Raw genomic sequence first — 23,464 nt, 5'->3', positions numbered from 1 at the left:
AATGTAAAAATGTGCGCATTTTGCTTTCAAATCACATAATTCACTATCACCGGTACGGCGCATTTATTACACTTTGCGCGTTTTTTCCTTTCCTAAGAGACTGCATGCAAAACCGTTTATCTTCAGGCGCCCGGTTGGGGCGTCAGGCATTACTTTTTCCTCTCTGTCTGGTGCTTTACGAATTCTCTACTTATATCGGTAACGATATGATCCAACCTGGAATGTTGGCGGTGGTGGAGCAATATCAGGCCGGATTAGACTGGGTACCCACTTCCATGACTGCCTATCTGGCGGGTGGCATGTTTTTACAGTGGCTGTTAGGACCGCTGTCGGATCGTATTGGTCGTCGCCCGGTGATGTTAACCGGTGTGCTGTGGTTCATTGTGACCTGCCTTGCGACTCTGCTGGCACAGAATATTGAGCAATTTACCTTTCTGCGTTTCTTGCAGGGGATAAGCCTGTGCTTTATCGGAGCGGTAGGTTACGCCGCAATTCAGGAATCTTTTGAGGAAGCGGTATGCATTAAAATTACCGCGCTGATGGCAAACGTGGCGCTGATTGCGCCGCTGCTGGGACCGTTAGTTGGCGCGGCCTGGGTGCATGTTCTGCCGTGGGAAGGGATGTTTATCCTGTTTGCCGCCCTCGCAGCTATCTCCTTTTTTGGCCTGCAACGCGCGATGCCGGAAACGGCGACCCGGCTTGGTGAAAAACTGTCCATTAAAGATCTGGGTAAAGATTATAAGCTGGTGCTAAAAAATGGGCGTTTTGTTGCCGGCGCGCTGGCGTTGGGTTTTGTCAGCCTGCCGTTACTGGCGTGGATTGCCCAGTCGCCGATTATTATCATCAGCGGAGAACACCTCAGCAGTTACGAATATGGCCTGTTGCAGGTGCCGATTTTTGGGGCGCTGATTGCTGGTAATCTGGTGCTGGCGCGTCTGACTTCGCGCAAGACCGTGCGTTCGCTGATTATCATGGGCGGCTGGCCTATCGCCGTCGGGCTGGTGATTGCCGCGGCGGCCACGGTGGTGTCATCCCATGCGTATTTGTGGATGACGGCGGGTTTGAGTATCTATGCGTTTGGCATTGGCGTGGCGAATGCGGGGCTGGTCCGCCTGACGTTGTTTGCCAGTGAAATGAGTAAGGGTACGGTTTCTGCCGCCATGGGCATGTTGCAGATGCTGATTTTTACCGTCGGTATTGAGTTGAGCAAACATGCTTATCTGCTGGGAGGAAACGGCTTGTTCAGCCTGTTTAATCTGGCAAGCGGCGTACTGTGGCTGATATTGATGGTTATCTTTCTGAAAGATAAACGGGTAGGGAATTCCCGGGAAGGCTGAAGCCCGGTTTCCCGGGCTTCGCAAAACTTAGTGGTGATCGTCAATCTGATGTTCGATGATCATCCCTTCACCTACGCTGGCAACATGTCGCGCATAAGGATGCGCGCGATAGACCGGGGCCGGGGCAGGTGCCGGCGCAACATACACCGTTTGCGGCGCGGTCGTCACGCTGACCGCCTGCGGAACGCTGACGGAAGAGGGCACGACCACCACTTTATAACCGCTTGGTACATCCACGGTAACGCTTTGCGCAAATGCTGTTCCGGTAAAGCCCAGCAACAATGTCGCCATCAGTACACTTTTCTTCATGATCCGCTCGCCTGAAGTAATCACCGGAGGTAATAATCCAGTGGAGTTAATTTGAGGCGGATTATGAATAGATCATATCATCATTTTGTTGCCGTCTGTGCTGAGGCGTTAATGTGTAAACGGCGCTTCGTTTTTTAATACGCGGTCGATAACATCCAGCACACCCTCTTCGTTGTTCGATCCCGCGCGATATTTTGCCGCCTGGACAACCGGTTCGTGAGCGTTGGCCATTGCGAAACTAAATCCCGCCTGACGCAGCATCTCAATATCATTTCCGCCATCGCCAAACACAACAACCTCGTCGTCGCTAATATTCCAGCGTTGTTGCAGCAGGCGCAGACCGTTTGCCTTATGCACACCTGGAATAATTAAATCGATGCTGCCGTAGCCGGTATGCACCGGTACCATGATATCGCCAATTGCCTCATGGAGATCGGCCTGCACCTGCGGGATACGGTTGTCTGAAATATTCAGCCCGAATTTGAAAAAAACGTCGTTGAGGTTGTCAAAATTATCTACAAACTCAAGACGATGATAGTACATGGCGGAAACGGATTTATGCTCATCGCTGTATTTTTTGAGCGTATAGGCGCTGTTTTTACCGCAGGCGATAATGTCGATGTCCGTACGGGTCAACAGATGATTCATGATGGCCTTGAAATCGTCTTTTGCCAGTTCACCGTTAAAAATATCTTTCCCTTCACTGACTACCCAACCGCCGTTTTCAGCGACAAATGAGATTTCATTGGCCAGTTCAGGGAAAAAGGAGATGAGCTGGTAATACTGGTTGCCGCTGGCGACGACAAAACGGATGCCTTGTTTTTTCATCTGCTGGTATTGCGCCATAAACCGCTCACGGTTATAGGTTTTTTGGTCGCTTAAAAAAGTGCCGTCCATGTCGACCGCAATTAATTTGATACTCATTAGCTGTTCTCCATCACAGGGGTATTTTTGAGATCCGGTTTCGCCACCGCTTTCGCGACGATGGCGGCGATAAGCACCAGCGCCAGCACCACCAGCATAGCGCTGCGCAGGCCGTAGTGTTCACCCAGATAGCCGAGCAGCGGCGGCCCTACCAGGAACGCCAGGTAGCCGGTGGTCGCCACAACGCTGACGCGGGTTGGCGCATCGGGACCGGTGTCGCTGGCGGCTGAAATGGTCAGCGGGAAGCCGAGCGATGCGCCAAGCCCCCAGAGAATAACGGAAACACCTGCTACCCAGGTACTATCGACAAAAATAATCAGACTGATGCCAAGTGCACCCATCAGCGCGCTGGCACGCACTACCGCGACGCGGCTGTAGCGGTCGATGAACCAGCCGCCGGTGAATCGACCCACGGTCATCCCCAGCGTAAAACCAGCATAAATCAGCGAGCCTGATGTCGGGCTAAACCCGTGGCCATCCACCATTAGCAGCGGCAGCCAGTCGTTGGCCGAACCTTCAGCAAACGCCATTGCCAGCACTACGACGCCAATCAGCAGCAACTGAATGTCGCGATAAAAAGGCACGCCTTTTTCGCTGGAGTGAGCGCCGTCAGAGGCATTCTTGCCCGTGCCGTCTGGAATGGCCTTGATGGCGATAAAGATAGGAGTGATTGCCACCATTGCCGCCAGTAAAATATGTAAAGTCGCTGGAACGCTGAAGGCGGTAAGCATCATCCCGACCCCGGCACCCGCCAGCGTTCCCAGACTGTAAAAACCATGCATCATCGGCAGCACGGTTTTGTTCATTTCGCGCTCAACTGCCGCGCCTTCGACGTTGATGGCGACTTCCGCCGCGCCAAAACTGGCGCCAAACACGCCCAGGCCAAACGCGAAAAGCCATGCGGAATGCAACCAGAGCGCTGCGCTGAGGATAGCCATCCCGAGGACTGCACAGGACATGGTGGTGCGGATCACTTTACGCGTGCCAAATCGTTTCACCAGCCAGGCCGAACAAAGAATGCCACTCATCGAACCAATTGAGAGTCCAAACAATACCGCGCCCATTTCGGCGGTGGAGATGGAGAGGATATCTCGGATGGCAGGAGTACGCGTTGCCCAGGAAGCCATTAGTAATCCGGGTAAAAAGAAAAACGTGAAAAGCGCCCAGGTGCGACGTCTTAAGGCTTTGCGTGGTGAGGTGCCTGTCATGAATTCGAGCCAAAGAAAAGAGGGAAGAAGACAACATTAGCAAGACTGTGTACATTTGTACACAAATGCAAGGAGAGGAAATGCAGTGCGACGCGCGAACGATCCGCTACGGCGGGAAAAGATAGTTCAGGCCACCCTGGAGGCGGTAATCGCCTACGGTGTCCATGGGGTTACGCACCGAAAAATCGCCATGATTGCCGGGGTGCCGCTGGGTTCAATGACCTATTATTTCTCAGGAATAGATGAGCTTTTAATGGAGGCGTTCGGGCGCTTTACTGACACAATGTCTCAGCAGTATCAGGCTTTTTTTGCCGACGTTGCGGATGCGCAGGCAGCCTGCCATGCCATTACCGAGATGATTTACAGCTCCCAGGTTACGACGCCCGATAATATGGAACTTATGTACCAGCTGTATGCTTTCGCCAGTCGCAAACCGACGTTGAAAATGGTGATGCAAAACTGGATGTTACGCAGTCAACAAACGCTGGAACAATGGTTTGAACCGGTAACTGCGCGGGCGCTGGATGCATTTCTCGAAGGAATGACGCTGCATTTTGTCACCGACAAAAAACCGCTGTCGCGGGAGGATATTCTGGTGATGGTGGAGCGTATTGCCGGATTGCCGCAGAGATAAAATTATCAAAATGGTTTGTCGAGGCGGGTAACGGCCTGACGTAAAAAATCGATGACTTTCATCGCCGCTGGCGTCAATGGTCGGGCGGCTATTTTTACCGTCCCGACATCCATATAAGTAATAAAATCATCAATCGTTCTGTGCATAACGCGCAGACCATCCAGTGACCACGGGCGATACACCAGGTCGGATAAAATGGTTATGCCTCTACCTTTTGCAACCAGGCTTCTTATGGCTTCAAAAGAGTTGCTGCGAAAACTGATATTGGGCGTATAACCACGCTGCTGCCAGTAATCGATGATTACGTCAGGGTACTTATCGGTTTCCAGCAGTAAAAATGGAAGCTTCTCGACGTCTTTTAAACGGATCGAAGACTTGCTCTGTAGCGGATGCCCAATAGACGTCCACAGGCGGCGCTGTGAACGAATAAATGTTTCGATCTCCAGGTCGTTATCATGGCTGATGTTTGAGGTAAGAAGCAGACAAAAATCGACCTCGTGTTCCCGTAGCGCCTGTACCAGTTCCGGTGCTGTAGCTTCATAAAACACGATCTCCAGCAAAGGAAAACGTCGTTCAATATCGTTGAGTATATCCGGGATAAGATAAGCAGAGAGCGTTTCGGCAATGCCTATGCGCACCGTGCCGGTAAGAATTTCACTCCTGTCATGCAGGTCGTCAACAGCCGAGTGGCTACTGTTGATGATGTTGCAGGCATGTGCCAGAAAGCGCTCGCCCTCGGCGGTGAGCTTCACCCCTTTGGGGTAACGTACAAATAGCTGCACGTCTAATGCTTCTTCCAGATTCCGCATGGCAATAGTCATTGATGACTGAGAAATATGACAGCGCGCAGCAGCTTTGGAAATTTGTAATGTTTCTGCAAGTGCGATGTAAAACTCAAGTTGCCTTAGCGTAAATTTCATAGTTTTAATCTATGCACATGGATAAAAACGTTATATTAGCATTCATTTTCACACCGCCGTAGCCTTGTGGTCATACCGTACAACTGACAATAAGGCGCATATATGCCCTATCTTTTACTCAGTCTGGCTGCCTGTTTTTGGGGTGGAAATTATGTGATTGGTCATCTATTGGTCGCTGAAGTTGATCCCATTGTTTTATCAGCGGCACGCTGGATATTTACCGCGTTATTATTGATGGCGCTCTATTTTCGTCAGGTCACAGAGCAATGGCCGGTGATGAAAAAATCCTTTGGTACTATCGTCTTCCTCGCGCTTTGTGGTCAGGTTCTTTTTCCCTTAACGCTGTATATCGGCCTGCAATATACAACCTCGCTCAATGCGGCGATTTATATGTCCACCACCCCGGCGCTCGTTCTGTTAATCAATAAGTTCTTTTTTAAAGAGCGGATTTCTGCGCGAAATATAGCCGGTGTGATCCTGAGTACAGTTGGTGTTACCTGGCTGGTGTCGCAGGGCGATATGATACACGCGCGGGTATTTGCACATCTGAATCAGGGCGATGTCTGGACCATGGGGTCGGCGGTAAGTTGGGCTGTTTATTGTGCTTTTTTGCGCATTAAACCGCGTGAGGTGAAGGGAAACGCCTTTGTCGCCGTGAGCGCGCTGCTCGGTGCGATGGTGCTTATTCCGGTACTGGCTGTGGAGCTGATGCGCAATGGTATGCCGGGCTGGGATAGCTATACCAATACAGGTGTTATTACTGGGCTGGCATACCTTGTTATTTTTCCTTCCTGGCTGTCATATCTGTTATGGAACAAAGGGATTAGCGCCATTGGCGCAACCCGCGGAGAGATATATTCACACTTGATCCCACTGAGTGGCGGATTATTTAGCGTTATGTTTTTGCACGTCACTCTGCATTCATATCATCTGGTGAGCGCGTTGGTTATTATGTGCGGTATAGCATTGTGTTCCCGCCCGAGTGCAAAAAAAGGCTCGCAGCAGCGCACGGCGTTAAAAAGCGAGTAAATTAGCTTACAGTTGCGCCCCCGGTAATATTTACCACCGTGGCGGTTATTGCTCTGGCATGGTCTGAAGCCAGAAAGGTTATAACCTCAGCGATTTGTGCCAGCGTAGGCAGGCGTCCGAGCATGGTGCCTTGTGCCGCACCGCCTAACCATTGTTCGACGGTTAAACCCATTGACTGCGCTTTCGCGGTGAAAATCTCCCCGGTATAGGAACCGGCCGCTACCGCATCCACAATCGCATGCGAGCGCACGCCGACGACACGAATGTTTTTTGGTCCCGTCTCGCTGGCAAGCGCTTTAATAAACGCTTCTGTTCCTGCACAGCCGACGATATGGCCGAGATGCCCGGGCATCGCCATCGTGGCGGCGGGCGCAACGATGGTGATAATGACGCCCGCTCGATTGCCGCCCATGTGCGGCATTACGGCTTTTGCGATATTGAACTGCGCCGCAAGGAAAGGGGTGATACCGCTCATAAACTCAGAGAGGGATAATGCGTCGATGCGCTTGCCCTGTTCATGCATAAAGCCGGTCGCGTTAACCACCACATCAATTCCACCGGTTTGCTGTACCAGGCGGGTAACTTGTGTTGAGGTGTCGTGCTCGTCGAGCACATTGGTGATAAACGTATCGACGGTACCCCCCGCCATTCGCAGGCGACTGGCCGCCCAATCAAGCTTTTCCTGACAGCGCGCGCCCAGGCATACATGGGCACCTTCGCGTGCCATCGCCTGTGCAACCGCGCTACCAATAGCACCGCTGCCGCCGAAGATCACCGCAACCTTTCCAGTAAGCAACATAGTAAACTCCCGTCACCTTTAAGCACCGATTAAAAGTATGTGCCATAACCGGCGTGCTGCAAATTTAGGGAGGAATTACGGGGAGAAGGGGGGATAGCAAATTTCAGGCAACAAAAAACCCATCAACCTTGAACCAAAACGGCGGGGTTGATGGGCTCCACAAATTGGGGACATCAAAGAAAAGCAGTGGCAATAGTTATGACTGACACCTTGAAGAAAAGTTCTGCTGAACTGCAAAAAATTTTCTTTTAAGGGTAATTTTCAGTGCTAACCAAGGCCAGGCCAGACGATGACGATGAGTGTTCCCGCCAGGGTCAGCAGAACGTTGGCAATGGCGTAGGTGCCAGCATAGCCTAATGCCGGGATGTTGCTGCGGGCCGTGTCGCTGATGATTTCCATTGCCGGAGCACAGGTACGCGCACCCATCATGGCGCCAAACAGCAGGGCGCGGTTCATGCGCAATACGTAAGCGCCAAACAAGAAACAAATAACAACCGGAACCAGGCTCACAATCAGACCGGCAATCAGCATTTGACCACCCACGGCGCCAAGGCCATTGCCAATGCCGCTACCCGCGCTTAAACCGACGCCTGCCATGAATACCATCAAACCAAACTCTTTCACCATGTTCAGCGCGCCCTGCGGGATATAGCCAAACGTAGGATGGTTGGCACGCAGGAAGCCCAGCATAATCCCGGCGAACAGTAATCCCGCTGCATTCCCGATGCCGAAGCTGAAATTGCTGAACTGGAAGGTGATCATCCCAATCATCAGACCAATGATAAAGAAGGCGCAGAAGGCCAACAGATCGGTCACCTGACTGTGAATGGAAATGAAGCCGATACGATCTGCGATCGTTTTAACGCGACGGGCATCACCGCTCACCTGCAACACGTCACCTTTATTGAGCACGACGTTGTCATCAATAGGCATTTCGATCTGGCTGCGGATCACGCGGTTGAGGAAACAGCCGTGGTCGGTCAGTTTCAACTGGGCCAGGCGACGGCCAACGGCATTGTGGTTTTTCACCACAATCTCTTCCGTGACGATACGCATATCGAGCAGATCGCGATCGAACACTTCTTTGCCGTTACGGAAACTGGGATCGAGGCGGGCATGCGCGTCTGGATAACCGACTAAGGCTATTTCGTCGCCCATTTGCAGCACTGCGTCACCGTCCGGGTTAGCCAGGATGCCGTTGCGGCGGATGCGTTCAATGTAACAGCCGGTCTGACGATAAATACCTAACTCGCGCAGGTTCTTACCATCAGCCCATGCTACCAGCTCCGGGCCCACGCGGTAGGCGCGGATCACTGGCAGATAAACCTTACGGTTGGCGTCAGTGTCCAGACCTCGTTCACGCGCAATTTGTTGGGCGCTGGTTTGCAGGTCCTGATGCTGAAGTTTCGGCAGATAGCGCGCGCCGACAATCAGACTGACCAGTCCAATCAAATAGGTGAGGGCGTAACCCAGACTCAGGTTATCGAGGGCGGTGGAAAGCTGTGGGCCTGCCATTCCGGAATGGCGCAAGGTATCGCCTGCGCCGACCAGCACCGGCGTGGAGGTCATCGAACCGGCCAGCATACCCGCCGTCAGGCCGATGTCCCAGCCAAATAGCTTACCCAGTCCCAGGGCGATCAGCATTGCGCTACCGACCATCACCAGAGCAAGCATTAGATAATTTTTCCCATCGCGAAAAAAAATCGAAAAAAAGTTGGGGCCGGCTTCGACGCCGACACAAAAAATAAACAGCATAAAGCCGAGATTTAATGCATCGGTGTTAATACTAAAGTGCTGCTGACCTAATAATAGGGACACCACTAAAACGCCAATGGAATTACCGAGTTGGACTGAACCCAGGCGTAATTTACCCAGGCAGAGGCCCAGAGCCAGGACCACAAATAATAACAGGATGTAATTCCCATTTAACAAATCTGCGACGTTTATATTCACTGAGGCTAACTTCTTGTTTACTAGTAAGCTATTGAAAGAAATGGCAATTTACGCTAATGTTTTTGCCAGAAATTAAGGGGCGACAGCACCGCACACAGCCCCGATTAATGCAGCATAACAATATATGCGGATAGTTTAATCTCATTACGTATCAACGGCTATAAGAATCGTGTGGGTGTGTTTTTGGCATGGAATGCCGAGTTACTTTATCTGACTGGACGCCTGCGGGCGAAAAGAGTGTTCGATAGAGAATGTGTCAGGAGGAACGATTGAAACATAAGCAAAGTTGGGCGGGGGCGATCTGCTGCTTTGTGCTCTTTATTGTGGTGTGTCTTTCATTAACGCTAAACGTGAAAGGGGCATTCAGAGCGGCAGGGCATCCTGAGGTCGGGTTGTTGTTTTTTATCTTGCCTGGTGCTGCAGCAAGCTTTTTCTCCCACCGTCGGGAGGTGCTCAGACCTCTTCTGGGTGCAATGTTGGCGGCGCCATGCTGTCTGTTGCTAATGCGGTTCGTTTTTATGCCGACGCGTTCATTGTGGCAAGAACTGGCGTGGTTATTCAGTGCGGTTTTTTGGTGCGCGCTTGGCGCATTGTGTTTTTTGTTTATCAGTAGCTTGTTCAATCAGCATCAACGACGGAAAAAGAACTGATCACGCCCTCCCGCGGAGGGCGTAGAAACAGCTGTCAGGCGAACAGATTCATATTCTCTTTTGCCCACGCCTCAAAATCCGTGCAGCCGCCGATGTGTTTTTGATCAACAAAAATCTGCGGAACGGTTTCTACTGGCTTACCTACCGTCTTCTCCAGATCGGCTTTCGTAATACCTTCGGCATGAATATCAATGTAGCGGAAGTTAAAATCGTCATGCTCATTGCTTAATTTTTCTGCTAATTCTTTTGCGCGCACGCAATACGGGCACCCTGGACGACCAAAAATAACGGCAAACATCTCTCTCTCTCTCCTCGAACTTATCAGGCCGGATGGCGAATACTTATTATGATGCCGCGATTTGTGACGGATGGAAAGCAGGTTCGGCCTGTTGCTTTGATATCCTCAAGCTATAACTGTTAAACACGACGAGCCGGAACGTTTTATAATAAAAGCCATTTCGCCGGGAGACCGCTTATGCGCACCATTGGTGTATTACCGAAAAGCGTATTGATGCTGGAAATAATGGGGATGGTTTTGTTATCGCTGGCGCTGCTGTCGCTTAACGATTACCTGACCTTACCCGCGCCGCTTAACAGCCCGCTCGCCTTAGTTGTGATGATATTTCTGGGCGTACTGCTGATGCTCCCCGCCGCGGTGATGTTGATGTGGCGCATTGCTCAACTGCTGGCGCCGCAGCTCCTGTCGCGCGCTCCCGACGATTCTTCCCGTTCAGACAGAGAAAAAAGAGATGACGCCAACCATTGATTTAATCCGCAGCCACCGTTCTATTCGCCGTTTCACCGAAGAAGCTATTTCTGACGCACAACGAGAGGCGATTATTGCCGCCGCTCAGGGCACCTCAAGCTCCAGTTTTTTACAGTGCACAACGATTGTTCGGATAACCGATAAAACCCTGCGTGAATCACTGTCTACCTTATCTGGCGGTCAAAAGCACGTGGCGCAGGCCGCTGAATTCTGGGTGTTTTGCGCTGACTTTAACCGTCATTTGCAGATTTGCCCTGACGCGCAGTTGGGGCTGGCAGAACAACTGCTGCTGGGCGTGGTTGATACGGCGATGATGGCGCAAAATGCGCTGACGGCGGCAGAATCGCTGGGACTTGGCGGTGTGTATATAGGTGGGTTGCGTAACAATATTGAGTCGGTCACTGAATTATTGAAGTTGCCGCAGCATGTTCTGCCGCTGTTTGGTTTGTGCCTTGGCTGGCCTGCGGATAACCCGGATATCAAGCCGCGCCTGCCTGCGTCGCTGGTTGTGCACGAAAACCAGTATCAGCCGCTTGATACAGACGTTTTGTCGCAGTATGACGAACAGCTTGCGCAGTACTATCTGACCCGCGGCAGTAATACGCGTCGTGACACATGGAGCGATCACATTCGTCGTACCATCATTAAAGAAAGTCGCCCCTTTATCCTGGAATATTTGCATAAACAGGGATGGGCCACGCGCTAAAGATTTCAACCCAGTGTATGATACGCCTGCTTTTACCAGGTCATTGAGAGGTGCAGGGTGAAAATTGCCATTTTGTCCCGGGACGGAACGCTCTATTCTTGTAAGCGCCTGCGTGAAGCGGCGATGCAGCGCGGTCACCTGGTTGAAATTATCGATCCGCTTTCTTGCTATATGAACATCAGCCCGGCGGCGTCATCTATTCATTACAAGGGCCGCCAGCTTCCTCATTTTGACGCGGTGATCCCACGGATTGGTTCAGCGATTACCTTTTATGGTACGGCGGCGCTGCGTCAGTTTGAAATGTTGGGTAGCTATCCGTTAAATGAATCAGTAGCGATTACGCGCGCGCGCGATAAGCTGCGTTCGCTGCAGTTGCTGGCGCGTCAGGGAATCGATTTACCCATTACCGGGATTGCTCACTCTCCGGACGATACCAGCGACATGATTGATATGGTCGGCGGCGCGCCGCTGGTGGTGAAACTGGTTGAAGGCACACAGGGGATCGGCGTGGTGCTGGCGGAAACACGGCAGGCCGCGGAAAGCGTCGTGGATGCGTTTCGTGGGCTGAATGCTCATATTCTGGTTCAGGAATATATCAAAGAAGCGCAAGGGCGTGATATTCGCTGTTTCGTGGTGGGAGACGAGGTGGTGGCCGCCATTGAACGCCGGGCGAAAGAGGGCGATTTTCGTTCTAATCTCCATCGCGGCGGGGTTGCTACGATTGCGAATATCACGCCGCGCGAAAGAAAAATTGCGCTCAAAGCCGCTCAGACTATGGGGCTGGATGTTGCAGGTGTGGATATTTTGCGTGCAGAACGTGGGCCGCTGGTCATGGAGGTTAACGCTTCTCCGGGTCTGGAAGGGGTCGAGAAAACCACCGGGATAGACATTGCCGGCAAGATGATCCAGTGGATCGAGCGCCATGCTACGCCTGAATTTTGTCTTAAAATCGGCGGCTAAACACAATATCGATTGCGATCGTGGTATGACACGCTCTTTTTGCGTAAGCTGTGCCGGTATTTTTTTCATCAATAGAGGTCGCATATTATTATGACATCACTGGTCGTTCCCACTCTGGATACGTTGCGTCAATGGCTCGACGACCTGGGCATGAGTTTTTTTGAATGCGATACCTGTCAGGCGCTGCATTTACCTCATATGCAGAACTTTGACGGCATCTTTGATGCAAAAGTTGATTTGGTGGATAACGTCATTCTGTTTTCTGCGATGGCGGAAGTCAGACCTTCCGCACTGTTGCCACTGGCCGCCGATTTGTCCGCGATTAATGCCAGTTCGCTGACGGTGAAAGCATTTCTGGATATGCAGGATGATAATCTGCCAAAGCTGGTGGTTTGCCAGTCTTTATCCGTTACGCCGGGCGTAACGTTTGAACAGTTTGAGTGTTTTGTTCGCCAGAGCGAAGAGCAGATATCGATGGTGATCCTCGAAGCCGGGGCGCATCAGCTGTTATTTAACGCTGAAGACGATACGCAAAACAGCAATGCTGAAGTCCATTTCCTCCATTAATTCTCCCTGAATCTGGACACATTTTGCGCAGCCGCTACCAGAGCGGTTGCGTACTGCCTGTTTTTATTCTGCGTTTAACCTTTTATTAAAGAATTATTCACTTCCATTCTGCTCCTTCCGCTTTATGTCATAGACAATTCCTGCATAAAAAATTGATAAAAGACGTTTTTTAATCTGGGCTATATCCACAAAACCTGGCTAAAGTTATTCTTGCGAAGCATATAGACGTCAATTTTCTAACTGCCCCGTATGACCTGAGCTGCGGCTACAATACGTGGTGAATGAGTGAGCGGATATCTGCGCGCGATAGCGGCATCGGGAGAGGACTCTCTTTTTATTGGTGCTGCATGAAAGAATATGCACGTTTCTTGCATATCATTAGAGTGTGACATTTTTGTTCGTTTGTTAACGAACTTTCAGAAGGAAAGAGATTATGACCGCCTTAAATAAAAAATGGTTATCAGGCCTGGTTGTGGGTGCTCTGATGTCCATCTCTGCCGGCACGCTCGCTGCTGAACAAAAAACGCTGCATATTTATAACTGGTCTGATTATATTGCTCCGGATACGGTGGCTAACTTTGAAAAAGAGACCGGAATTAAAGTTATCTATGACGTATTTGATTCCAATGAAGTACTGGAAGGTAAGCTCATGGCGGGTAGCACCGGTTTTGACCTGGTTGTTCCTTCCGCCAGTTTCCTCGAACGTCAACTGACCGCCGGCGTCTTCCAGCCGCTGGATAAGAGCAAACTACCGGGCTGGAAAAACCTCGATCCTGAGCTGCTGAAGCTGGTGGGTAAACACGATCCGGACAACAAGTTTGCGATGCCGTATATGTGGGCAACGACCGGCATTGGCTATAACGTGGACAAAGTGAAAGCGGTGCTGGGGCCAGATGCGCCGGTTGATAGCTGGGATCTGATCCTCAAACCGGAAAATCTGGAAAAACTCAAAAGTTGCGGTGTCTCTTTCCTTGATGCGCCTGAAGAGGTGTTTGCTACCGTGCTGAACTATTTGGGTAAAGATCCAAACAGTACCAAAGCAGATGATTACACCGGACCGGCGACCGACCTGCTGTTGAAACTGCGTCCGAATATTCGCTACTTCCACTCTTCGCAATATATTAACGACCTGGCAAACGGAGATACCTGTGTAGCAATTGGTTGGGCGGGGGACGTATGGCAGGCGGCGAACCGTGCAAAAGAAGCGAAAAATGGCGTCAATATCTCTTTCTCAATTCCTAAAGAGGGGGCGATGGCGTTCTTTGACGTGTTCGCAATGCCAGCCGATGCCAAAAACAAAGAAGAAGCCTATCAGTTTCTCAACTACCTGCTGCGTCCTGATGTGATTGCGCATATTTCCGACCACGTGTTCTATGCCAATGCCAACAAAGAAGCGACGGCTCTGGTTAGTCAGGAAGTTCGTGATAACCCTGGTATCTACCCGCCTGCGGATGTGCGCGCCAAGCTGTTCACGCTGAAAGTACAGGATCCGAAGATCGACCGTGTCCGTACCCGAGCGTGGACGAAGGTAAAAAGCGGAAAATAACCTGATGTTTGGGACATGACCCGGCAGGATTTATGCCTGCCGGGCAGTGTTGATCCTAAACACACCTAACCCGGCAATACGCACCACCGTGGTGCGTTATTTGCACCGTTTCTTTGTTTTATGCCGGAGAGCACCTGAGTGAATGATGCAACCCCACGCCCACACGCGAAAATCCGCAAGGCGCTGACCCCGCTGCTTGAAATTCGCAACCTGACCAAGTCTTTCGACGGGCAACACGCCGTCGATGACGTCAATCTTACTATCTACAAAGGTGAAATATTTGCCCTGCTCGGCGCATCCGGCTGTGGCAAATCGACTCTGCTGCGCATGTTAGCGGGATTTGAACAGCCGACAACCGGGCAAATTATGCTTGATGGCGTCGATTTAGCGCACGTCCCGCCTTATCTGCGTCCGATCAATATGATGTTTCAATCCTATGCCCTGTTTCCGCACATGACGGTAGAGCAGAACATTGCCTTTGGCCTCAAGCAGGACAAGCTGCCAAAAGCTGAAATTGCCAGCCGGGTGAATGAGATGCTGGGCCTGGTGCACATGCAGGAATTTGCCAAACGCAAACCGCATCAGCTTTCCGGCGGTCAGCGTCAACGTGTGGCGCTGGCGCGTAGCCTGGCGAAACGGCCGAAGTTGCTGCTGCTGGATGAACCGATGGGGGCGCTGGACAAAAAGCTCCGTGACCGTATGCAACTGGAAGTGGTGGATATCCTTGAACGCGTCGGCGTGACCTGCGTGATGGTAACGCACGATCAGGAAGAAGCCATGACGATGGCAGGGCGCATTGCGATCATGAACCGTGGAAAATTTGTGCAGATCGGCGAACCGGAAGAGATCTACGAGCATCCGACTACGCGCTATAGCGCCGAGTTTATCGGTTCGGTTAACGTCTTTGAAGGACTACTGAAAGAACGCCAGGAAGATGGGCTGATTATTGAGTCTCCTGGACTGGTGCATCCGCTTAAAGTAGATGCAGATGCGTCTATTGTCGATAACGTCCCAGTGTATGTTGCGCTGCGCCCGGAAAAAATCATGCTCTGTGAGGCTCCTCCCCCAGACGGTTATAACTTCGCGGTAGGCGAAGTGGTACACATTGCCTATCTGGGCGATTTGTCGGTGTATCACGTACGTTTGAAAAGCGGCCAGATGCTGAGCGCTCAGCTACAAAATGAACATCGTTATCGCAAGGGATTACCTACCTGGGGTGACGAGGTCCGTTTGTGCTGGGATGCAGACAGTTGTGTGGTGTTGACGGTTTAAGGAGCGAAGATGAGTACACTTGAACCTCCGGCGCGCGTGGATAAAGCAGGGCGATTCACGCTGCTTATGTCGCGGCTGCAAATGAACCACGGGCGCAAGCTGGTGATTGCGCTGCCGTATGTGTGGCTGCTGCTCCTGTTTCTTCTGCCGTTTCTGATCGTCTTCAAAATCAGTTTGGCTGAAATGGCGCGGGCTATTCCACCGTATACCGACCTCGTTTCATGGGCTGACGATCAGCTATCCATCACGCTCAACTTAGCCAACTTCCTGCAACTAACGGACGATCCGCTCTATTTTGATGCCTACCTGCAATCTTTGCAGGTGGCGGGGATTTCGACGATCTGTTGTCTGCTGTTGGGCTATCCGCTGGCGTGGGCCGTCGCACACAGTAAACCCTCGACACGCAATATTCTGTTGTTGCTGGTGATCCTGCCGTCCTGGACGTCGTTTTTGATTCGCGTGTACGCCTGGATGGGGATCCTGAAAAATAACGGTGTACTGAATAACTTTCTGATGTGGCTGGGCGTTATCGATCAACCATTGACGATTCTGCACACCAATCTGGCGGTCTATATCGGGATTGTTTATGCCTATTTACCCTTTATGGTGCTGCCGATTTACACCGCGCTGACGCGTATTGATTATTCGCTGGTAGAGGCGGCGCTGGATTTGGGCGCCCGACCGTTGAAAACCTTCTTTAGCGTGATTGTGCCATTGACCAAAGGCGGGATTATCGCCGGGTCGATGTTGGTGTTTATCCCGGCTGTGGGGGAGTTTGTGATCCCTGAACTGCTGGGCGGCCCGGATAGCATCATGATTGGTCGCGTGCTGTGGCAGGAGTTTTTTAATAACCGCGACTGGCCGGTGGCATCTGCCGTTGCCATTATTATGCTGCTGTTACTGATTGTGCCAATCATGTGGTTCCACAAATATCAGCAAAAAAGCATGGGGGAACACGGATGAATAACTTACCGGTCGTGCGTTCGCCGTGGCGTATTTTTATCCTGGTGCTGGGCTTTACCTTCCTGTACGCGCCGATGCTGATGCTGGTTATCTATTCGTTTAACAGCTCGAAGCTGGTAACGGTCTGGGCGGGGTGGTCAACGCGTTGGTATGGTGAACTTTTCCACGATACCGCGATGATAAGCGCCGTTGGCATGAGCTTAACGATTGCCGCGGGTGCGGCGACGATGGCGGCAATCCTCGGCACTATAGCCGCCGTGGTAATGGTGCGTTTTGGCCGTTTTCGCGGATCGAATGGGTTTGCTTTTATGATTACCGCACCGCTGGTTATGCCGGATGTCATTACCGGTTTATCACTGCTGCTGCTGTTTGTGGCGCTGGCGCATGCCATCGGCTGGCCTGCGGATCGCGGTATGTTGACCATCTGGCTGGCGCACGTCACATTCTGTACGGCGTACGTGGCGGTGGTGATTTCCTCACGGTTGCGCGAACTGGATCACTCCATTGAGGAAGCGGCGATGGATCTTGGCGCCACGCCGCTGAAGGTCTTTTTCGTTATCACGCTGCCGATGATTATGCCTGCGGTGATCTCCGGCTGGTTACTGGCCTTCACGTTGTCGCTTGATGATCTGGTTATCGCCAGCTTTGTCTCTGGTCCTGGCGCCACAACATTACCGATGCTGGTGTTCTCCAGCGTACGTATGGGGGTTAACCCGGAGATCAACGCGCTGGCGACGCTGATTCTTGGCGTGGTAGGAATCATCGGATTTATCGCATGGTATCTGATGGCGCGAACAGAAAAACAACGGATTCGCGATATCCAACGTGCAAGACGCGGCTGAAAAAACTAAAATCTGCCAACCTGTCTATACGGCGCCGCTGTGGTGGCTGCGCCGTTTTCATGGAAGACGACGCGTTGGGATTTTTTAAGAAATCATCCACATCACATGCTCGCTTAAACGTCCCTGCGTTGGTGCAGGTGGCGGCGCTGGCTATTATCATGATCCGCTGTCTCGATCTGTTGATGATTTTTAATACGCTAGGGTTGCATGGAACCAGCGAATTTATTCATCGCAGCGTGCAGACCTGGAATTTGACGCTGGTGTTTCTGGGCAGCCTGGCGCTGCTGTTTATTGAAATCTACTGCGCATTTTCGCTGGTGAAAGGACGTAACTGGGCGCGTTGGGTTTATCTGTTGACCCAGATTATCGCCAGCGTTTATCTGTGGGCGGCCTCGTTGGGTTATGGTTATCCGGAACTGTTCAGCATTGCGGGAGAGTCCAGACGTGAGATCCTGCGTACGCTGGTGATGCAAAAGTTGCCGGATATGCTGGTGTTGCTGCTACTGTTTGTTCCCGCGTCCAGTCGGCGGTTCTTCCGTTTGCAGTAAATGTGGTCGGTGTTGTTTGTAGGCCGGATAAGGCGTTTACGCCGCCATCCGGCACCGACTCCGCACAATTGCCTGATGGCGACCCTAACGCGTCTTATCAGGCCTACGAAAGCTCAGGCCTGATATGCATCCCGAATGATTTTACGTATATAATCTCCGCCCTCGATCACGTAAAGGTTTTTGTATGCAGTGCGCACTCTATGACGCCGGTCGCTGTCGTTCCTGTCAGTGGATTGAACAGCCGGTTTCCCACCAACTCACCGCCAAAATGGCCGATTTACGCCAACTGCTTGCTGAACATGCGGTGGCGGAGTGGCGCGCGCCGGTCAGCGGCCCGGAACGCGCTTTTCGCAACAAAGCCAAAATGGTGGTCAGCGGCAGCGTGGAAAAACCACTGCTTGGGATGCTGCATCGTGACGGTACGCCGGAGGATTTGTGTGATTGTCCGCTCTATCCTGCGTCTTTTTCGCCCGTATTTGCCGCGCTCAAACCGTTTATCGCCCGTGCGGGGTTAACGCCCTATAACGTGGCGCGTAAACGCGGGGAGCTTAAATATCTGCTGTTAACGGAAAGCCGGTTTGATGGCGGTATGATGCTGCGCTTTGTCCTGCGTTCAGACGCCAAACTGGCGCAGTTGCGTGCAGCGTTACCGTGGTTGCAGGAACGGTTGCCACAGTTAAAAGTGATCACTGTGAATATTCAACCGGTGCATATGGCGATTATGGAAGGGGAGACAGAAATCTTCCTCACCGAACAACAGGCGCTGGCGGAACGCTTTAATGATGTGCCGCTGTGGATACGTCCGCAGAGCTTTTTCCAGACCAACCCAGTGGTGGCGGGACATTTATATGCCACCGCACGCGACTGGGTGCGCCAGCTTCCGGTTAATCATATGTGGGATCTGTTTTGCGGCGTAGGAGGGTTTGGTTTGCATTGCGCCACGCCGCAGATGAAACTGACAGGTATTGAAATCGCGCCAGAGGCGATTACCTGTGCGAAACAGTCGGCGCAGGAGCTTGGGTTGCAAAATCTGCGTTTTCAGGCGCTGGATTCGACTCAGTTTGCTATCGCCCAGGGCGAAGTACCCGATCTGGTTCTGGTGAACCCGCCGCGTCGCGGGATTGGCAAACCGCTGTGCGATTTTCTTTCCCGCATGGCGCCACGTTTTATTGTCTATTCAAGCTGCAATGCGCAAACTATGGCGAAGGATATTCACGAGTTGCCAGGGTATCGCATTGACCGCGTTCAGCTTTTCGACATGTTCCCACATACCGCGCATTACGAAGTGTTAACGCTGCTCAGCAGACAATAACGGATATGCCTGATGGCGCTTTGCTTATCTTAAACGGTTTGGCTGAGCAGGCGCTGTTTGATGTTTCTCACAAGTCTAACGGCTTTAGCAACGTTGATGTTTTGGAAGTAACGGATAAGGGACAAGAGGTTGAGTTTTGGGATCGCAAGGATGGTGCCTATATATATCATCGTGCGGTGGCTGAAATTAAAGAATGCACTGAAACCGGTCCAAGTGGCATGAAGATTGTTCGCGTGTCGTATACGAGGAAGCCGGTTGATGTACCAAGTTGGGTAGATAAAAGCGCATTCGCTGGTGTCAGAGAAATGACTGAACCTGCTGAAAGTCTTATCTCTCTTGTTAAGACCAGTAATAGTTGGAAAGCTAACTAAAGGGATACCAGATCGATAAATGCCCCTGTTGCTTTGTAGAAAGCCAGGCGGGGGCATGATTGCTCAAACTACTTAGTCACAGTTTGATATAGAGTCTACTCGAAATAGTATATCTTCGTAATATTTGAACTGTATTTCTCATTGGCATGTCTACGGTTATGGTTGGCACTTATATCAACCTCCCGGTAATTGCTATCATAGGACTATTGCTGTAAAGATGTTCTCTTTGATAATATTGAATTCAGTTAGTGAATAGAATGTGAAAATTAAAAAATGAGATCCACTATTTATCTAACGTTGTTGTTTTTAAATATTTGATTAATGCAAATGTTTATTCTGAAAATTATATTTTCATGTAGAGTATGATTGCTTTGAGACTGATAGGTAATCATGTCAGAGTAAAAATAATTGATTTGGCTAAGTGAGTTATTGTAATATGAGTTAATCCAGAACTGATAAAACATCAAAAGTAATGAACGTAATAGATATTGTAAAAGATTCGTGGTTATTCGATGAGCATTTCAAGGGGATCACTGGGCCGCTAATCGTAGCTATTTCTTTCTGGTCAGTAAAATCTATAAGACGACTTTTTTTTCCATTCTTTTGGATCTTTAGAAATAATCTGTCATCCGGTTTTTTAAAACTATCGGTAGATGATAAAATTGATGCCTTAAAAATAATAGGTGAATATAAAGAGAGTGACAAAGAATATAATGTTTTAATTAAGGAGTTAAAACTAAAACAATATGGTCTGTTTTATCCTCTACCAATACTACAAGTGTTATTCAGTTATATTCATGATAATAATATTCGTATGAACAGCACAGGTTTTTTGTCCTTTTTAGATTGCAATCAGATTTTTGATTATGATAGGGATACAATGCCAATACATTCTTCAAAAAAAATAATTCTTCATTTGATTGCTTATGCCGTATTTATGGCTTTTCTAATCTACTATATTTTTGGCGTGTTTGAGTTAATTGGTTCACTATATCATGATCCTAAAAATTTGATTAATACAATGACATTATTATCAATGCTTGTTATTGTTATTATAATATTTAGAATCATATATATAATTTTAGAAAATTCAGTTTCTTTTATTTGGGCTATTAACTTTTCGAAAAAACTTAGGGAGTATTCATTTTCAATGAAAAGAGAAAAGCTACTTGAGAAATATAGAGTAACACCTAAATATTCTGATAGAAGTAGCTAATATATTTATTTATCAAAAATAATAACAAGACTACGAATAGATATTATTATAACGTCTGATTAAACCTAGTTTTGTAGAGTTAGCTTTATAACAAACTCTACAAATATTTATGTAGTAGGCGTTTATAACGTCTGGATTGGGGACTGCATTTTATAAGAACAATGAAATATTGTTGGCTGCAGTAAGTCCTCCTCTATGTGCGCACCTAATTATTCAGGAGTAATATTCATGGTTGGCCATATTTTATTATTATCGATAAACCTGTCTAAATTAAGCTTGTTTAGATCTAAAAATAAATAATCTTCTGTCTCGCCTCTATTTATTCCTGCAGCCCAATATGAAAAAAAACGGCTATAATATCTGAGGCCTGTAATTGTAAATATTCTTCTGAGTTAGCATGTGTTAATTGCATCCCTTTTAATGAATGTTGAATTTACGGCGATCATAGCCTAATTCTACATCAGATTGAGATCAACCCAAAATTGTGAAAAGAGCAGTTTTTTCGATGCTGTGGGATTAATCATGGCTTATATAAAAGTCTTTTGGATAGTCATTGCCTCATTGAACACAATATGCAAATAGTGTAGGGATAGATGGATCTAAAGATAGTTTATTAACTCCATTTAATGCATCATATAATAATATTTCTAGTTTGAAATATAAGTTCTATATCTCTTTTGAATTGCTCATGTCTAGAGAATTCTCTAATGTTTTCAACATCAGGGTAAAATTTATCAATCTGCGCTTGTTCTTGTCCAGGAATCATGTTGACAAAAGATGAATACATTTCTGCTATTAAATTTTTATTGCAGAATGTTGGTGGGCAATAATATAGCATATTTGATAAAGCAATGTTCCAGCCATTTAAGTAAAGATTTTTTCAGTTAAATACATTATATGCTAAATTAAGATATCAATAATTTTAGGTGTTATCATGGAATATTTCAAAAATACACTGTATTTTTATGGTTTTATTCTTAATTAATTTGCTACACATGAATCTTATTATTGCATCTTGTCTATTTTTTCTATGCTTCAGACATTTTAAAATGAACTTCCAGTGATGATCTAGAATTGAGTGATCCTATAAGATTAAGGTCATTATTATCTGAAAAAGAACAACTTGCTAACGAAAAGACAGGCTGATTAACTTCTAATAAGTTGAGGCAGTGTTTCCAGATTCGTCAAGGTAAATATTTGGCACTAACATTTCCCTTCTTATAATTTTATCCTTGTTCCTATTCTCTTTTTGACGTGTTTTTCAAACTCATCTGGTGGTACATAGATACTCAGCACTTCATCAAACACGTATTTGTCAGCAATACGCATATCGTGTTCAATATCAGAAGTCACAGGCTTCTTCTTGGCCCAGACGAATTTCTTTTTTATGTATTTAACCGCAAGAATGGTGAAACGTTTGAAAATTCTATCCTGACGTGATTTAACCAGTTTCTTCTTACTGTTAACAAGAGTGCACTTAATCGCTCTGGTAGTTAAAGAGGATGCGGTTTTCAATTTATTGCGTGTATGAGGTGCAGGGGCAATCAGAACAGGAGATTTTTCTCCAGCCATACAAGCCTTACTTACCTTGTTGGGATCACGGTAAGATTTTACTGCTAGCCTTTGGTATAGTTCAGATGCCGCTACAACTGGCTGTTGCTTTTCTCTGGCTGTGGTTCAGAAAGAACAGATACCGTAAAGTTTCTGATATCAATAACGATCTCAAGTGGAAGATCACTGAAGGTTGTATAAACTGTCTTCGCCTCCGCGATTTGATGATCGCGTAAAGTTAGCAGGAACATCATACTCAGGTTTTTGAGTTTGTTGCACGCATCAGGTGTCGTCAGCCGCGAATCGGTACGCGTAAACTGCGCTATCTGCTGAACACTCAGACCGATAAAACGCTGAATATCGGGTGGGACCGTCTATTTAACCTGCTGAAACCCAGACCTGAACAGGTTACCGTTCTTGATCCTGAGCAGGTCTGGGTTGCCGATATTACTTATCTTGCACTACGCAGCGGCACGGCCTATCTGAGTCTGGTCACCGATGCCAGCTCCAGAAAAATCATGGGTTACCATATCGGGGAAAACCTGCAGACAGAAAACTTGGTTAAAGCGTTCAGACAGGCGCTGAGGCGAAGAAAAACGACAGGTCCGCTTGTACATCACTCTGACAGAGGAGTGCAATACTGTAGCTACTTTATAAGTCAGTCCATGAAAGAATCGGAATAACCTGTTCAATGACCGATGGTTATGACTGCTACCATAATGCGCTGGCTGAGCGGGTAAACAGGATCCTGAAAAATGAAATTTTACTCTCGCGCCCAACAGACCTGGTGCAGGCCCGGGAAATGGTAAAAGAATCCGTGGCAATTTATAACCATGAGCGGCCACATCTGGCCCTGAGATACAAAATGCCTGATGATGCTCATCAGGCATTTTACAGACAGAAAACTGTCAACCTATGTCAGGACTAGTCACATTTTATACAGGATAAAACCAATTTAGCGTTGTAAGAAATTGATTTTATATCAAATATGGAGTGGGGGATTGACTCGCTTTGCTCGCCCCTTCGGGGCAGCCCGTTCGCGATGCTCCCGGTCTGTCCAGCTGGCTGCGCCAGCAGTCGA

22 protein-coding genes and 3 pseudogenes are annotated in these 23,464 nt (G+C 49.0%); 17 read left to right on the top strand and 8 right to left on the bottom strand.

The genetic code is table 11. The annotated features are described in order from the left end of the window. Positions 1-104 precede the first annotated feature (104 nt). Positions 105-1,337 carry an MFS transporter gene (locus FDW97_RS09815; protein WP_038639204.1) on the top strand — a complete coding sequence of 411 codons (1,233 nt, stop codon included), beginning with the start codon at positions 105-107 and terminating at the stop codon, positions 1,335-1,337. Between the two features lie 27 nt (positions 1,338-1,364). On the opposite strand, the gene FDW97_RS09810 is transcribed toward FDW97_RS09815, so the two are convergent. The 3 genes from FDW97_RS09810 to FDW97_RS09800 form a co-directional block, all read right to left on the bottom strand. Then, positions 1,365-1,646, bottom strand: coding sequence for a hypothetical protein (locus FDW97_RS09810; RefSeq protein WP_038639207.1), 282 nt, complete (start codon positions 1,644-1,646; stop codon positions 1,365-1,367). A 108-nt stretch (positions 1,647-1,754) separates the two neighbouring features. Then, on the bottom strand, positions 1,755-2,570 hold the full coding sequence (locus FDW97_RS09805; protein WP_137350978.1) for a Cof-type HAD-IIB family hydrolase: 816 nt from the start codon (positions 2,568-2,570) through the stop codon (positions 1,755-1,757). Continuing rightward, entirely contained in the window at positions 2,570-3,778 is a 1,209-nt protein-coding gene (locus tag FDW97_RS09800; protein WP_137350977.1) for an MFS transporter, read from the bottom strand. The genes FDW97_RS09805 and FDW97_RS09800 overlap by 1 nt, the downstream gene beginning before the upstream one ends. A gap of 85 nt (positions 3,779-3,863) precedes the next feature. Here FDW97_RS09800 and FDW97_RS09795 point away from each other — a divergent pair, with 85 nt between their 5' ends. Next, positions 3,864-4,412, top strand: coding sequence for a TetR/AcrR family transcriptional regulator (locus FDW97_RS09795; protein ID WP_069323233.1), 549 nt, complete (start codon positions 3,864-3,866; stop codon positions 4,410-4,412). 5 nt (positions 4,413-4,417) lie between these two features. Here the strand turns inward: FDW97_RS09795 and FDW97_RS09790 are convergent, their stop codons facing one another. After that, the gene (locus FDW97_RS09790) at positions 4,418-5,332 is read right to left on the bottom strand and encodes a LysR family transcriptional regulator (protein ID WP_121528822.1); all 915 of its coding nucleotides are present in this window, start codon (positions 5,330-5,332) and stop codon (positions 4,418-4,420) included. A gap of 102 nt (positions 5,333-5,434) precedes the next feature. Here FDW97_RS09790 and FDW97_RS09785 point away from each other — a divergent pair, with 102 nt between their 5' ends. Then, a complete protein-coding gene (locus FDW97_RS09785; RefSeq protein WP_137350976.1) occupies positions 5,435-6,361 on the top strand; it encodes a DMT family transporter in 927 nt (308 codons plus the stop codon). A 1-nt stretch (position 6,362) separates the two neighbouring features. Here FDW97_RS09785 and FDW97_RS09780 read toward each other — a convergent pair whose 3' ends face one another. Then, positions 6,363-7,160 carry an SDR family NAD(P)-dependent oxidoreductase gene (locus FDW97_RS09780; RefSeq protein WP_137350975.1) on the bottom strand — a complete coding sequence of 266 codons (798 nt, stop codon included), beginning with the start codon at positions 7,158-7,160 and terminating at the stop codon, positions 6,363-6,365. A gap of 267 nt (positions 7,161-7,427) precedes the next feature. Then, positions 7,428-9,113 carry an aspartate:alanine antiporter gene (locus tag FDW97_RS09775; RefSeq protein WP_137350974.1) on the bottom strand — a complete coding sequence of 562 codons (1,686 nt, stop codon included), beginning with the start codon at positions 9,111-9,113 and terminating at the stop codon, positions 7,428-7,430. A 269-nt stretch (positions 9,114-9,382) separates the two neighbouring features. Between FDW97_RS09775 and FDW97_RS09770 the strand changes: the two genes are divergently transcribed. Then, entirely contained in the window at positions 9,383-9,763 is a 381-nt protein-coding gene (locus tag FDW97_RS09770; protein WP_061388467.1) for an inner membrane protein YbjM, read from the top strand. Positions 9,764-9,797: 34 nt separating this feature from the next. Here FDW97_RS09770 and FDW97_RS09765 read toward each other — a convergent pair whose 3' ends face one another. Beyond that, complete coding sequence (locus FDW97_RS09765) at positions 9,798-10,061, bottom strand: GrxA family glutaredoxin (protein ID WP_016152408.1); 264 nt, start codon at positions 10,059-10,061, stop codon at positions 9,798-9,800. Between the two features lie 177 nt (positions 10,062-10,238). Here FDW97_RS09765 and FDW97_RS09760 point away from each other — a divergent pair, with 177 nt between their 5' ends. The 12 genes and pseudogenes from FDW97_RS09760 to FDW97_RS09705 all read left to right on the top strand — a co-directional run bounded on the left by FDW97_RS09760 (position 10,239) and on the right by FDW97_RS09705 (position 20,832). Continuing rightward, on the top strand, positions 10,239-10,529 hold the full coding sequence (locus tag FDW97_RS09760) for a YbjC family protein (protein WP_085049182.1): 291 nt from the start codon (positions 10,239-10,241) through the stop codon (positions 10,527-10,529). After that, on the top strand, positions 10,513-11,235 hold the full coding sequence (gene nfsA / locus FDW97_RS09755) for a nitroreductase NfsA (RefSeq protein ID WP_085049183.1): 723 nt from the start codon (positions 10,513-10,515) through the stop codon (positions 11,233-11,235). The genes FDW97_RS09760 and nfsA overlap by 17 nt, the downstream gene beginning before the upstream one ends. 57 nt (positions 11,236-11,292) lie before the next feature. Continuing rightward, complete coding sequence (rimK, locus tag FDW97_RS09750) at positions 11,293-12,195, top strand: 30S ribosomal protein S6--L-glutamate ligase (protein WP_038639233.1); 903 nt, start codon at positions 11,293-11,295, stop codon at positions 12,193-12,195. 90 nt (positions 12,196-12,285) lie between these two features. Continuing rightward, positions 12,286-12,762: a YbjN domain-containing protein gene (locus FDW97_RS09745; protein ID WP_038639236.1), complete on the top strand. Its 477-nt coding sequence runs from the start codon at positions 12,286-12,288 to the stop codon at positions 12,760-12,762. Positions 12,763-13,195: 433 nt separating this feature from the next. Then, on the top strand, positions 13,196-14,308 hold the full coding sequence (gene potF / locus FDW97_RS09740; RefSeq protein WP_038639239.1) for a spermidine/putrescine ABC transporter substrate-binding protein PotF: 1,113 nt from the start codon (positions 13,196-13,198) through the stop codon (positions 14,306-14,308). Positions 14,309-14,446: 138 nt separating this feature from the next. Further along, a complete protein-coding gene (potG, locus tag FDW97_RS09735) occupies positions 14,447-15,580 on the top strand; it encodes a putrescine ABC transporter ATP-binding subunit PotG (protein ID WP_069323238.1) in 1,134 nt (377 codons plus the stop codon). 9 nt (positions 15,581-15,589) lie between these two features. Further along, a complete protein-coding gene (potH, locus tag FDW97_RS09730) occupies positions 15,590-16,543 on the top strand; it encodes a putrescine ABC transporter permease PotH (RefSeq protein ID WP_069323239.1) in 954 nt (317 codons plus the stop codon). Next, positions 16,540-17,385: a putrescine ABC transporter permease PotI gene (potI, locus tag FDW97_RS09725; protein WP_038639247.1), complete on the top strand. Its 846-nt coding sequence runs from the start codon at positions 16,540-16,542 to the stop codon at positions 17,383-17,385. Before potH ends, potI begins: the two co-directional genes overlap by 4 nt. Positions 17,386-17,444: 59 nt before the next feature. Further along, positions 17,445-17,933 (top strand): YbjO family protein, encoded by a 489-nt coding sequence (locus FDW97_RS09720; RefSeq protein ID WP_137350973.1) that lies wholly within the window; start codon positions 17,445-17,447, stop codon positions 17,931-17,933. Positions 17,934-18,099: 166 nt separating this feature from the next. Further along, positions 18,100-19,245: pseudogene (gene rlmC / locus FDW97_RS09715) on the top strand (23S rRNA (uracil(747)-C(5))-methyltransferase RlmC); the annotation flags it as partial. A gap of 26 nt (positions 19,246-19,271) precedes the next feature. After that, positions 19,272-19,616 (top strand): annotated as a pseudogene (locus FDW97_RS09710) (DNA-directed RNA polymerase subunit beta); the annotation flags it as partial. 472 nt (positions 19,617-20,088) lie between these two features. After that, positions 20,089-20,832 carry a hypothetical protein gene (locus tag FDW97_RS09705; RefSeq protein ID WP_137350971.1) on the top strand — a complete coding sequence of 248 codons (744 nt, stop codon included), beginning with the start codon at positions 20,089-20,091 and terminating at the stop codon, positions 20,830-20,832. A 1,218-nt stretch (positions 20,833-22,050) separates the two neighbouring features. Here the strand turns inward: FDW97_RS09705 and FDW97_RS09700 are convergent. Continuing rightward, on the bottom strand, positions 22,051-22,404 hold the full coding sequence (locus FDW97_RS09700; protein WP_085049186.1) for a hypothetical protein: 354 nt from the start codon (positions 22,402-22,404) through the stop codon (positions 22,051-22,053). A gap of 236 nt (positions 22,405-22,640) precedes the next feature. Here FDW97_RS09700 and FDW97_RS09695 point away from each other — a divergent pair. Then, positions 22,641-23,311: pseudogene (locus tag FDW97_RS09695) on the top strand (IS3 family transposase); the annotation flags it as partial. Between the last annotated feature and the right edge of the window lie 153 nt (positions 23,312-23,464).

This window comes from Citrobacter sp. wls708 (assembly GCF_005281255.1).
GTDB classification, from domain to species: Bacteria; Pseudomonadota; Gammaproteobacteria; order Enterobacterales; family Enterobacteriaceae; genus Citrobacter; species Citrobacter werkmanii.
The sequence above is the reverse complement of the archived record's forward strand: the minus strand, read 5'-3'. Positions and strand labels throughout refer to the sequence as shown.